The organism is Flavobacterium jumunjinense (assembly GCF_021650975.2).
GTDB classification, from domain to species: domain Bacteria; phylum Bacteroidota; class Bacteroidia; order Flavobacteriales; family Flavobacteriaceae; genus Flavobacterium; species Flavobacterium jumunjinense.
This window is the reverse complement of sequence record NZ_CP091285.1, coordinates 2,248,623-2,262,175: the sequence shown is the minus strand read 5'-3', so window position 1 is coordinate 2,262,175 and position 13,553 is coordinate 2,248,623. Positions and strand designations below refer to the sequence as shown.

Below are 13,553 nucleotides of genomic sequence, written 5' to 3'. Positions count from 1 at the left end.
TGTGTTGATTTAAGGTTCCAAATATATCCATTTTTTTCAATGAAACAAATTTTTTTACGCATTTAATCGAAAAAAAGTGCTTTTAGTCGGCTTTATAAAAAAAACGTTAAAAAATCTATAATTTCTTTCGTACAAAATTGAATAATTCTAAATTTGCTAAAAAAGTTTCATGTATAATAACTTCATTTTCTGTATATTATTGTTCTTTATTTCACAAAGTTTATTCTCTCAGGAAAGAAAAACACTTGAAGAAAAAAAGAATCTAATTGCAGAAAGAAGAGATGAAAACATTGTAATCGACGGAAATTTAGATGAATTAAATTGGTCAAAAGCAACTATTGCTGATGAATTTTACACCTTTGAACCCGATAATGGAAACATTGCTCAAAATGACTTAAGAACTGAAGTAAAAGTACTTTATGACAATAATGCATTATATATTGGAGCTATATTGTATGACAACGAACCTTCAAAAATATTAAAAGAATTTACTGAAAGAGACAAAACTGGAATTGCAGATAGTTTTGGAGTTTTCATTAATGGCTATAATGATGGGCAACAAGACTTTCAATTTTATGTTACTGCTTCAAATGGACAAGCCGATTGCAATTTCACCTCACAAGATGGAGAAGATTATTCTTGGGATGCCATTTGGGAAAGTAAAACCAAAATAACAGATAAAGGTTGGGTTGTTGAAATCAGAATACCATATGCTGCACTACGTTTCCCAAAAGCAGATGTTCAAACATGGGGTATCAACTTTTTTAGAGAAATTAGACGTAATCGACAAAAATATACTTGGTCGCATATTGACAACAATATTAATTCTTTTTCGCAACAAGCAGGTATTTTAAAAGGAATCAAAAATATTTCTCCTCCTACTCGTCTTTTTTTAATTCCTTATGCCTCCAGTTATTATAACTCTAACAAAAAAGAAGGCAGCGAATTAACCTTTAAAGGTGGTCTAGATATTAAGTATGGAATTAATGACGCTTTCACTCTTGATGCAATTTTAATTCCAGATTTTGGACAAACTAAATTTGACAATGTAGAATTAAACTTAGGACCTTTCGAACAACAGTTTAACGAAAATCGTCCTTTCTTTACAGAAGGCACCGATTTATTTAGCAAAGGTGATTTATTATATACACGTAGAATTGGTGCTTCTCCAAAATTTCGTCCTGAATTAACTGATGATGAAACAATCGATAATTTCCCTAGTACAACCAATCTACTTAATGCTTTAAAAGTATCTGGAAGAAACAACGACGGTTTAGGTATTGGTTTTTTAAATGCAATTACCGAAAAAACAGATGTTACCGTTAGAAACACTATTAATGGCAATACCAAACAAGAAACAGTATCTCCTTTAACAAATTATAACGTTACAGTTCTTGACCAAAGATTCAATAAAAACTCTTCTGTTACTTTTATCAACACCAATGTAACAAGGGATGGAAAATATAGAGATGCTAATGTTTCTGGTATAATTTTCGACTTAAATACTAAAAAAAATACTTTCAACCTTTCTGGAAAAGCGAACCTTAGTAATACTTTCGACACAAAAAACAAAAATGGTCTAGAATCATCACTTTCAATTGGTGAAACTTCTGGTAAATTTCGTTTTGGTCTTGGTGGAGAATATGTTTCTAAAGATTTTGATAAAAACGATTTAGGAATTATTTTTCAAACAAATTATTACAGCTATTTCAGCAATGCAAGTTATAGAATATTATCTCCTACTAAAATATTCAATTCATTCAATATCGGTATTTATTCATACATGGAGCATAATAATGTTACAAGTGAAATTCAACAAAATAACTTTAGCATAGATATTAACACTACTTCTAAAGATAACCATTATGTTGGTTTTGGATACAGAATAAAACCTTTTGAAAGATATGATTATTATGAACCTAGAAAAGAAGGCAAATTTCTTATTATCCCAACACTCCAAAGTTATTGGCTAGGACTTTCTTCTAACTACAATTATAAATTCGCATTAGATTTAAATTTCTCAAACTTGTTTTACAATCAAGAAGACAGATATGATTTAGACATTAGTATTCGCCCTAGGTATCGATTTAATGATCGCTTTTCACTTATCTACGAATTCAACCCTTCAAGCCAAAAAAACAACATTGGATATATTGATTATTTAAGTACTACAAACGAAACTATAATTGCCCAGAGGGATAGAAATACTTTAGACAATAATTTAACAAGTAAATTTTCCATAAACAGTAGGATGAATTTTAATTTATCAATTAGACACTACTGGTCTATTGCTGAAAACAACAAATTTTTCACTTTACAAGAGAATGGAAGACTTCTTGAAAAAACAGACTATACAGCAAACAAAAACTCTAATTTCAGTACTTGGAACTTAGATTTTTCTTACTCATGGTGGTTTGCACCTGGAAGTCAAGCTACAGTACTTTACAGAAATAATGCTGCCAATTTTACAAGTGATATTGACAATGATTTTAGCAATAATTTTGATACTTTGCTAAATGACAATTTAAGCCATACTTTTTCTGTAAGTATTCGTTATTTTATCGATTATAATCAAGCGAAAAGTTGGTTCAAAAAAGCATAATTATTTAATCCGTTTTACTTAATCGTTTTCGTAATTTATTTACATTTTACTCTTTTGTATTCTACTCAAAGAGAGTACAATTGCATATATTTGTAAAAACTAAACAGATGAACAAGAAAGTAATTTTAATGATACTTGACGGCTGGGGAAAATCTCCAGACCCAAAAGTTTCTGCAATTGATAATGCAAACACTCCTTTTATAGATAGCCTATACACAAAATATCCTAATGCACAACTAAGAACCGACGGTTTAAATGTTGGTTTGCCTGAAGGACAAATGGGAAATAGCGAAGTAGGACACATGAATCTTGGTGCTGGACGTATTGTTTATCAGGATTTAGCTAAAATTAACCTTGCTGTTGCAAACAAATCAATCGATCAAGAAAAACCATACATGGACGCTCTTGAATATGCAAAAAAGAACAACAAAGCAATTCACTTTCTAGGTTTAGTTTCCGATGGTGGTGTTCATTCCCATACTTCACATTTGAGAGGCTTAATAGATGTTGCACAAGAATCGGGTGTGCAAAAAATGTTTGTTCATGCTTTTACAGACGGAAGAGATGTTGACCCTAAATCGGGAGCGAAATATATTGAAGATTTAGAAAACTATCTCGATAACACAAATGCAAAATTAGCTTCAATAATTGGTCGCTATTTCGCAATGGATAGAGACAAACGTTGGGAACGTGTAAAACTAGCCTATGATTTATTAGTAAACGGGAAAGGTACAAAATCAAGAAAAGGCTCATTGAGTGTCCTTGAAAGTTACGCTAATGATGTTACTGATGAATTTATTCAACCTATTACAATCGTAGATTCAGAAGAAAATTCAATTGCAACCATAAAAGACGATGATGTTGTTGTTTTCTTTAACTTCAGAACCGACAGAGGTAGAGAATTAACCGAAGCATTATCTCAAAAAGATTTTCATGAACAAAATATGCATAAATTAAACTTGTACTATGTTACAATGACAAATTATGATGATACTTATCAAAATGTTCATGTTATTTATGACAAAGATAACATTACTGAAACACTAGGTGAGGTTTTAGAAAAAGCTGGTAAAAAACAGATACGAATTGCCGAAACAGAAAAGTATCCGCATGTTACCTTCTTCTTTTCTGGAGGAAGAGAAGAACCTTTCAAAGGAGAATCTAGAATTTTAAAAAACTCTCCAAAAGTAGCTACTTATGACTTAAAACCAGAAATGAGCGCCTATGAATTGAAAGACGCATTAGTACCTGAATTACAAAAAGGAGAAGTAGATTTTGTTTGCCTAAATTTCGCAAATGGAGATATGGTTGGTCATACAGGAGATATGAATGCAGCAATAAAAGCATGTGAGGCTGTAGATATTTGTGTAAAAGAAGTGATTGAAACTGCTTTAGAAAACGGATATACTACTTTATTAATTGCCGATCATGGAAATTGCGAAACCATGATTAATCCAGACGGAAGTCCTAATACTGCACACACAACAAATCCAGTTCCTTTAATTATTATAGATGAAAACATCAAAAGTATAAATAATGGTGTCTTAGGAGATATAGCACCTACTATTCTAGATTTAATGGGAATTGAAAAACCAGCAGCAATGACTTGCAAATCATTATTATAAAATGAAAAAATCAGTTATTCTTATACTCTTTATAATACTCATTTCGAGTAGCTTTATCTTTTTTAAAGGACAAGCTAAAGATGATCGTTTTATAACTTATGAAGTAGATCTGAATGATAAAGAGGTTAAACTATATTGGAAAGACGAAAAAGACAATAATTTTAAAAGCATACAAAACTTAAAAAATTGGCTAGAAACTAAAGATCAAACTCTTCTTTTTGCAACAAATGGAGGAATGTATAAAAAAGACAATACTCCTCAAGGTTTATTTATTGAAAATTTTGAAACAAAAAGCAACATCGACACCTTGAGTGGAAACGGAAACTTTTATTTAAAACCAAATGGTGTTTTTTATATTGCCGACAATAATCAAGCAAAAATTGATGTTACCGAAAATTTCAATCTAAAAAAGAATATAAAATTTGCAACCCAATCTGGTCCAATGCTGGTTATAAACAATATAATTCACTCCGCTTTCAATGAAAACTCTAAAAATTTAAATATTAGAAATGGTGTAGGAGTTTTAGAAAACGGAAACATTGTTTTTGCCATGTCTAAAAAAGAAATTAACTTCTATGATTTTGCTACCTATTTTAAAAAACTAGGCTGTAAAAATGCATTATATTTGGATGGTTTTGTTTCTAGAACTTATTATCCTGAAGAAAAATGGATACAAACCGACGGGAATTTTGGTGTACTAATAGGAATAACGAATAAATAATAACATGATAAAAAAAACATTAGTTATTGCAACATTGTCCTTGTTCGTTAGTTGTTCCGTTCACACAAAAGGTGAAGATGTAAAAGTGAGTGAAGACAGAAAAAACACACCTAAAGAAATCACTAATGGCATTTTAATTGGTCCAGCAAAAATGAGTGATTTACAACAAGAACCCTTTAATGAATGGTTTACATCAGGTTATGAAAATTATCAAGCTGATGATGACGTTATTAATCAAATAAAAAAACATATAAAAAAATCTACAATTACCATTTTCATGGGCACTTGGTGCGAAGACAGTCAAAATCAGGTACCGAAATTCTATAAAATCCTCAAGCAGCTTGATTATCCTTTAAAAAAAGTTACGCTAATTATGATGAATAGAAACAAAACAACACCTGGAGCATTTGAAGAAGGATTAAACATTACTAATGTTCCTACTTTTATTTTCTACAACAACAAAAAAGAAATAAATAGAATTGTAGAATCACCAGTTGAAAACTTAGAACAAGATTTCCTAACCATTGTTTCTGGGAAACCATACAAACATATTTATGCAGAATAATCCATTTTTAAATCCCGATTCTTTCGGGATTTTTTCATGTACAACTAATAATTAAAAGTTAAACTTTCAAAACTTAATAGTAATACTATTATATTTGCAGAACAATACTAACTAAAACAAATATTATGAAGCACATGAAAAATTATTTATTAAACAAGATAGTACTTATAATAGTTTTCGCATCAATAAGTACAACTGCACAAACAATAACTGTAAAAGATAGTATTACAGAGTATAATATTGAAAATGCAGTTTTAAATCCTAAGGAAGTAAAACGATTAGATTTAGGGAATCAAAACCTAAACTTTAGTGATATCGATTTTTCAAAGTTTGAAAATTTAGAGTATTTAAATTTAGAAAATGACAATTTAAAAGAAATTCCAAAAGGAATCAGTGCACTTAAGAATCTTAAAATATTAAATTTAAGTGGAAACAATTTCAAAAATCTACCTCAAGAATTTGAAAATTTAAACTCACTTGAAGAATTATATTTAAACAACGAGAAAAATTTTAATTTTGAGAAGAACATCAAAACACTTTCTAAGTTACCTAATTTAAAAACATTACATCTTGAGAACGATAACTTAAACAAGCTCCCTACAGAAATAAATTTATTACAAAATTTAAATTCATTGTATCTTAACAATAATAAGTTTAAAAAATTTCCATTAAATATTCAAGGCCTTCAAAATTTAAAATTTTTAGACCTAGAAAATAATTTAATTACGCCTGAAGATATAGATGTTTTAAATTTAAATTTTGGGTTTCAAATAAAATTGTAAATAATAATTCATTTCAGCTAAGAAATAAATCCATCGTTAAAAAATGTATACTTTATTAGATAATTTTAAAATAAAAATAAACGAAAAATTTTTTGTAAAAGATCCAGAAACATCGGATTTAGGAAAAAAGATAATACAAAACAGTATCTATTTAATTCATGATATTGGTTTTGAAGCATTTACTTTTAAAAAATTAGGAGAAAAAATAAGTTCTAACGAAAGTTCTATTTATCGCTACTTTGAAAGCAAACATAAAATATTACTTTATTTATCTTCATGGTATTGGTCTTGGATAGAATACCGATTAGTTTTTGCAACTGCTAACATTTCAAATCCAGTAGAGAAACTAAACAAAGCAATAATTATTCTTACAGAAGAAGTTAAAGACGACATTTCAACAAGACACATTGACGAATCAATCTTAAACAAAATTATCATTTGCGAATTCACAAAAACATTTTTAACAAAAGAAGTCGATGAAGAAAATAAAAAAGGCTTTTTCTTAGTCTATAAAAGTGTAATTAATCGATTAATTGCAATGATAGAAGAAATCAACCCAGAATATCCATTTGGTAAAACTTTGGCATCTTCAATCGTTGAAGGATCATTACATCAGCATTATTTAAAAGATCATTTTAAAACTATTACAAATTTATCCAATTCAAACTGTCTATCAGACTTCTATATTGATTTAATTAAAAAAACACTTGTATGAAACCACTTGAAAGATTCAAAAACTTAATATTGATAGACAAAAGAGATATTTATCAAATTATTCTTTATGCGCTTTTTGGAGGATTAATTAGTTTAACGCTTCCTCTTGGAATTCAATCTATTATAAATTTTCTACAAGCTGGTAAAGCCTCAACTTCTTGGGTAATACTTATCGTTGTGGTAGTGGTCGGTGTAATTCTTGTTGGTATATTTAAAATCATGCAATATCGAATTACAGAAAATCTGCAACAAAAAATATTTGTTCGCTCATCTTTTGATTTTGCATATCGTTTTCCTAAAATCAAACACGATCAATTCTATAATCAATATCCTCCAGAATTAGCCAATCGCTTTTTTGATACTTTAACCGTTCAAAAAGGTTTCTCTAAACTATTATTAGACATTTCGACAGCAATTCTTCAAATATTATTTGGAATGATTTTGCTTTCTTTATATCATTCTTTCTTTATTATTTTTGGTTTTATTCTTTCTGGGTTGTTATATCTTATTTTTAAAGCCAATTTTTCAAAAGGATTAGAAACTAGTCTAAAAGAATCAAAATACAAGTATAAAGTAGCACATTGGATTCAAGAAATTGCTAGAAACCATCTAAGCTTCAAAAATCAGAATTTATTTAATTTTTCATTAAACAAAAACGATGAGCTGGTTAGTGATTATTTAGAATACAGAGAGAAACACTTTAAAATATTAAAAAGACAATTCATTCAGCTAGTTGGGTTCAAAACTTTAATTACAGCAGGTTTATTAATTGTTGGTGGTCTTTTAGTATTAAATCAACAAATGAATATTGGTCAGTTTGTTGCTGCCGAAATTATAATTTTAACGATTATTAATGCAGTAGAAAAATTATTTGGTGGTTTAGAGTTATTTTATGACGTTTTAACTTCTTTAGAAAAATTAGGAGCTGTTGCCGATTTAGAAATTGAAAAAAACAACAATCAACAAAACTTCATGATCGATAATAATGAGCCAATTACAATAGAAGCTAAAAATTTACATTATAAATATCCTAATTCTGATGTTTGTATTTTAAACAATATCAACTTAACTATTAAACCCAAAGAACGGTTACTCATTAAAGGAGAAAATGGTTCTGGAAAAACTACTTTAGTTCGATTATTAGGAAAAATATTAGATCCTACTTCTGGAGTACTTTATATAAACGATGTTAATATCAACAAAATAGACATTGAAAATTATCGTTCCAGAACTGCCTTGGTTACTTCTAGCGATAGCACCTTTGAAGGAACTATTTTAGATAATATTATTTGTAAAAACCAGAGTATTTCTATTAACGAAATTAATTCTATTTTAGAAAAAGTAAAACTAACCGAATTCATAAAATCATTACCTTTAGGATTGGATACTCCTTTATTTCCAGATGGAAAACAAATAAACTCATCTGTTGTACAAAAAATAATTATTGCAAGAAGTATTCTTTCCAAGCCAGAGATTATATTATTAGAAGATCCTTTAACAAAAGTAGACAACGAACAATCAGACGAAATTATTAAGTATTTAATGGACGAAAAACACCCTTGGACTATAGTTATAACCAATGCAAATAAAGATTGGGAAAAATACGCTACAAAAACCATTACGTTAAAAAACGGTCAAATTACTTAATTATTTAAAACTAGAAAAATGCTAAACATCACAAAAAACAGAGTGGATAGTAATTTTGACTTTTCAAAATTCAAATCAAATACGGTCTTTGCAGATAATAAAAGCTACCTAGTAATTAGAAAAATAATTATTGGAGTTGCTATTTTATTATTTCTGTTTCTCTTCCTTCCTTGGACACAAAATATCTCGGGAACAGGATTTGTTACTACCTTAGAACCTAACCAAAGACCACAAAATATTCAAACTGCCATTGCTGGAAGAATAGAAAAATGGTACGTTAGCGAAGGTGACTTTGTTAAAAAAGGAGACACAATACTATTTATTTCAGAAATAAAAGAAGATTATTTAGACCCTAATTTAGTAGAAAACACAGGAAATCAGGTTAAAGCAAAAGAAAATGCTGCCAATTCCTATGCTTCAAAAGTAAAAGCACTAGAGAGTCAAATGTATGCTATTGAAAGCGAAAAAGGCTTGAAATACAAACAAGCACAAAATAAACTAAAACAAGCCTATCTGAAAGTTAAAAGTGATAGTATCGATTTACAAGCTGTAAAAACACAATTAAAAATTGCAGAAACACAATTCGGTCGAGCAATAAACTTAAACAAAGAAGGCCTAAAACCTTTAACAGATGTTGAGGAAAAAAGAGTGAAGCTTCAAGAAATGGAAGCAAAAATTATTACGCAAGAGAATAAATATTTGGCAAGTCAGAATGAAATTCTAAACGCAACGATGGAGCTAAATCGAATTTCTGCAGAATATGCAGAAAAAAGTGCCAAAGCAAACAGCGATAAACAAACCGCATTAAGTTCTCAATTTGACACAGAAGCACAAGTAGGGAAATTAAGAAATCAATATACCAATTATCAAATCAGAAACGGATTATATTATATTACAGCTCCACAAGATGGCTATGTAAATAGAGCTATACAATCTGGAATTGGCGAAACAATTAAAGAAGGCACATCAATTGTCAGCATTATGCCTTCACTTTTCGATATTGCAGTAGAAACCTATATAGACCCAGTCGATTTCCCTTTAATAAACAAAGGACAAAAAGTGAGAGTTTGGTTCGATGGTTGGCCTACAATCGTTTTTAGTGGTTGGCCTGGTGCTTCCTATGGAACTTTTGGAGGAATCGTTGTTGCAAAGGAAAGTTTCATTAGCGAAAACGGAAAATACAGAGTCCTAATTGCTCCTGATAAACAGGAGAAGCATTGGCCAAAACAATTAAGCATTGGTGCAGGAACTCAGTCTATGGCATTATTAGACGATGTGCCTATTTGGTTTGAAATTTGGAGAACATTAAATGGTTTCCCTCCAAACTTCTATCAATCAGACGATAAAAATAAAGATAAAAAGAAATAACAGAAACGATACTCAAGGCTTCTATGCTTTCCTTATTCCTGCTGTTCACTCTATCTTTCCAAGCTTAAAAAGCTTGGAAAGGATGTCGTTTCCATCAGGGTTAGTATTGTTTCCATATCATTTTTCAAAACAAGACACAAAAATGAAATTAAAATTAATTGCTTTTTTCATTGTAATCGGTGGTTTTCTAAACGCACAAGAAAAAAACTTAAAAGAATTTACTTTAGAGGAATATTTGGGCTATGTAAAAAAATACCATCCCTTAGTAAAGCAAGCCGATTTAAAAATTAGCGAAGCACAGGCTAAACTTATGAAAGCTCGTGGTGCATTCGACCCTAAAATTGAAGCTAACTATGTAGAAAAAGAATATGGAGACAAAAACTACTATTCTATTTTTAATGGTAGCTTTAAAATTCCTACTTGGTACGGAATAGAAATTAAAGCAGCTTTCGATAATAATGAAGGTATTTACTTGAACCCAGAAAATACTGTTCCAAATAGCGGACTTACTTCGCTTGGAATCACTGTACCTATTGGACAAGGATTATGGATAAACGAACGAATGGCCGATTTAAGAAAGGCAAAATCGTATCAGAAACTAAATGAAGCAGAAAGAAATCTTCAAGTTACATCGATTATCTATGATGCTGTTGTGAGTTATATTAATTGGAAAAGAAATTATGATGAAGTACAACTCTATGCTGACTATCTAAAAAACGCAAAAGTGCGTTATAATGGTATCTTAAAACTCATCGAACAAGGTGATAAAGCTGGAATAGATAGCACTGAAGCAGGAATTACTGTAAAAACAAGACGTTTGAATCTAGAAAATTCTCAGTTAAAATTAACCAAAGCCAAACTAGAACTTTCTAATTATATTTGGACAGAAAACAGCATTCCTTTAGAACTCGACGATTCTTTGTTTCCCGATTTAACGATTAAGCAAACTATTTTGGAAACTTTAAATTTAACTGAATTCAACGAAATCACATTAGACAATCATCCGAAAATTAATGCGCTACAGTCTAAAATTGATATTTTAAATATTGATAGAAAACTAAACGCGAATAGTCTTCTACCAAAACTAAATTTAAGTTACAATTACCTTTCCGAGCCGAGTGCGATTGATAATTATCGATTTGAAGATTACAAAGTGGGGTTAAATTTTTCTTTTCCTTTGTTTCTGCGAAAAGAAAGAGCCAACCTGAAACTAGCGAAACTTAAAGTGCAAGACACCGAATTGAGTTTAGCCTTTGAAAAGGAAAATTTAGCCAACAAAATAGACGCACAAAAGCAAGAAATTAATTCTTATAAAAAACAACGACTAATTAATACCGAATTGGTTGATAGTTATTCTCAAATGCTAACCGCAGAAGAGCGTTTGTTTACTATGGGAGAAAGCTCTTTGTTCTTAATTAACAGCAGAGAAAACAAATTGGTTAGCGCTCAACTATCTAATATTCTTTTAGAAAACACTCTTTTAAACGCTACTATCGCTTTGTTTAAAACAATTGGTAAACCGGAATAGAAAAAATATATTTCTATACACTATTTGCACATGCTCATTTATATTTACCAATTTCAGATTCAAACGATCTATAAATCCGTTCTGATTGATTTGTTTTTCGGTTGGTAAATTTATAATCGAATCAGATATGGCCATATTCAATCTGATAATCCCTAGCTTTAATTATAGAAAAGTATAGGCATAAAAAAATCCCGATAGCAATCGGGATTTTGTTTTATAACTATAGAAAATTAGTAACGACCACCTCTATTGTTATCTCTGTTGTTAGAAAAGTTTCCTCTTCCACCACCACCATTTCCAGCACCACGGTTGAAAGAAGATCTTCTTTCACCTTCTGGTTTTGGCTCTGATTTGTTTACAACGATAGTTCTACCTTCTACGGTACCACCGTTTAATTCGTCGATAGCTTTTTGTGCTTCTGCATCATTTGGCATCTCAACAAATCCAAATCCTTTACTTCTTCCAGTAAATTTGTCAGAGATAATTTTAACTGAATCAACAGCTCCATACTCTTCAAAAAACCCTCTTAAATCTGCTTCCTCAATACTGAACGGAAGACTTCCTACAAAAATGTTCATAAATAAAATTTTATTTGCTACAAAGATAATCTTTTAATAGATACAAAAATCTTTTATTTCATTTATTTTCAGTTAAATAGAAAAAAACTTTTTACTTCAATAATTATTTTGCACTTGTTAACTCAAAATATTGTCTTTCAATCCTTTCTTGATGATCTGGGTGTGCAATCTTAACCATTTCATCAATCCTTTTCTTCAGTGTTTTACCATATAAATCGGCAATTCCATTTTCTGTAATTATATATTGAACATGAGAACGTGTCGTTACAACTCCTGCTCCTTGTTTTAAATAAGGTACAATTCTACTTTCTCCTCTTTTTGTAACAGAGGGTAATGCAATTATTGCCTTACCGCCTTCGCTTAAAGAAGCACCTCGCATGAAGTCCATTTGTCCTCCAACTCCAGAATACATCTTCCCTCCTATAGAGTCGGCACAAACTTGTCCTGTAACATCTACTTCTATTGCAGAATTTATCGCAATCATTTTTGGGTTTTTACGAATCATTGCTGTGTCGTTTACCATAGATGATTCTCTTAATTCTACAAAGGGGTTATCGTTTACAAAATCGTATAGTCTTTGTGAACCAATTAAAAACGTTGCTAAGGCTCTGCCTCTAACCGTACCTTTATAATTACAATTAATAACGTCTTTTTCAATTAAATCAATTACTCCATCTGAAAACATTTCAGTATGTAATCCTAGATTTTTATGATTCGTTAATTTACTTAATGCTGCATTTGGAATATTTCCAATTCCCATTTGCAAGGTGCTTTTATCGTCTATTAAAGATGCAACATATTCTCCTATTTTCTCTTCAACATCTGTAAAAGGAGCTACTTCATGGCAAAATATAGGTAAATTAACATCTACTAAATAATCTATTTCCGAAACATGAAGAATTCCATCTCCAAATGTTCTAGGCATTTGCGGGTTAACTTGAGCAATTATTTTCTTTGAATTTTCAATAGCGGCAATTGTTGCTTCTACAGAAACACCTAGCGAACAATATCCATGCTTATCTGGTGGTGAAACATGAATAAATACTACATCTAATGGTAATACATTTTTTCGAAACAAGCGTGGTAATTCACTTAAAAAAACAGGTGTATAGGAACCGTTACCTGCTTGCAAGGTGTGACGAACATTTTTTCCTATAAAAAAAGAATTTACATGAAAACTGTTTATTAATTCTGGATTAGCATATGGAGCTTCTCCTTCTGTGTGCAAATGACAAATTTCGACATCTCTTAATTCTGATGCTCTTTCTGACAATGCTTTTGTTAATATTGTTGGTGTTGCAGCAGCTGCTTGGACATATACTCTATCTCCAGATTTTACTATTTTTACAGCTTCAGCAGCCGTTACATACTTACTCATTCCTAATGATTTTTATTTACTACAAATTTACTATTGAATGAAATC

Annotated in this window: 11 protein-coding genes; 9 read left to right on the top strand and 2 right to left on the bottom strand. The window is 30.3% G+C overall.

The window, feature by feature from the left end; genetic code table 11:
• The first annotated feature begins 169 nt into the window (after nt 1–169).
• From L2Z92_RS09790 to L2Z92_RS09750, 9 genes are all read left to right on the top strand, one after another.
• Nucleotides 170–2,602, top strand: a complete 2,433-nt coding sequence (locus L2Z92_RS09790; protein WP_236458695.1) for a DUF5916 domain-containing protein — start codon at nt 170–172, stop codon at nt 2,600–2,602.
• Nucleotides 2,603–2,709: 107 nt separating this feature from the next.
• Nucleotides 2,710–4,227, top strand: a complete 1,518-nt coding sequence (gpmI, locus tag L2Z92_RS09785) for a 2,3-bisphosphoglycerate-independent phosphoglycerate mutase (protein WP_236458693.1) — start codon at nt 2,710–2,712, stop codon at nt 4,225–4,227.
• Nucleotide 4,228: 1 nt separating this feature from the next.
• The gene (locus L2Z92_RS09780; protein ID WP_236458692.1) at nt 4,229–4,948 is read left to right on the top strand and encodes a phosphodiester glycosidase family protein; all 720 of its coding nucleotides are present in this window, start codon (nt 4,229–4,231) and stop codon (nt 4,946–4,948) included.
• Between the two features lie 4 nt (nt 4,949–4,952).
• Complete coding sequence (locus tag L2Z92_RS09775; RefSeq protein ID WP_236458690.1) at nt 4,953–5,513, top strand: thioredoxin family protein; 561 nt, start codon at nt 4,953–4,955, stop codon at nt 5,511–5,513.
• Nucleotides 5,514–5,638: 125 nt separating this feature from the next.
• The gene (locus tag L2Z92_RS09770) at nt 5,639–6,295 is read left to right on the top strand and encodes a leucine-rich repeat domain-containing protein (protein ID WP_236458688.1); all 657 of its coding nucleotides are present in this window, start codon (nt 5,639–5,641) and stop codon (nt 6,293–6,295) included.
• Between the two features lie 43 nt (nt 6,296–6,338).
• Nucleotides 6,339–7,010: a TetR/AcrR family transcriptional regulator gene (locus L2Z92_RS09765; RefSeq protein ID WP_236458687.1), complete on the top strand. Its 672-nt coding sequence runs from the start codon at nt 6,339–6,341 to the stop codon at nt 7,008–7,010.
• Nucleotides 7,007–8,656, top strand: coding sequence for a peptidase domain-containing ABC transporter (locus tag L2Z92_RS09760; protein ID WP_236458686.1), 1,650 nt, complete (start codon nt 7,007–7,009; stop codon nt 8,654–8,656). Before L2Z92_RS09765 ends, L2Z92_RS09760 begins: the two co-directional genes overlap by 4 nt.
• 18 nt (nt 8,657–8,674) lie before the next feature.
• On the top strand, nt 8,675–10,024 hold the full coding sequence (locus tag L2Z92_RS09755) for an HlyD family secretion protein (protein WP_236458684.1): 1,350 nt from the start codon (nt 8,675–8,677) through the stop codon (nt 10,022–10,024).
• Nucleotides 9,966–11,552, top strand: a complete 1,587-nt coding sequence (locus L2Z92_RS09750; RefSeq protein ID WP_236458683.1) for a TolC family protein — start codon at nt 9,966–9,968, stop codon at nt 11,550–11,552. Before L2Z92_RS09755 ends, L2Z92_RS09750 begins: the two co-directional genes overlap by 59 nt.
• A 230-nt stretch (nt 11,553–11,782) precedes the next feature.
• Here the strand turns inward: L2Z92_RS09750 and L2Z92_RS09745 are convergent, their stop codons facing one another.
• Nucleotides 11,783–12,130, bottom strand: coding sequence for an RNA recognition motif domain-containing protein (locus L2Z92_RS09745; protein ID WP_236458681.1), 348 nt, complete (start codon nt 12,128–12,130; stop codon nt 11,783–11,785).
• Nucleotides 12,131–12,233: 103 nt separating this feature from the next.
• On the bottom strand, nt 12,234–13,508 hold the full coding sequence (locus L2Z92_RS09740; protein ID WP_236458679.1) for an acetyl-CoA hydrolase/transferase family protein: 1,275 nt from the start codon (nt 13,506–13,508) through the stop codon (nt 12,234–12,236).
• Nucleotides 13,509–13,553 lie beyond the last annotated feature (45 nt).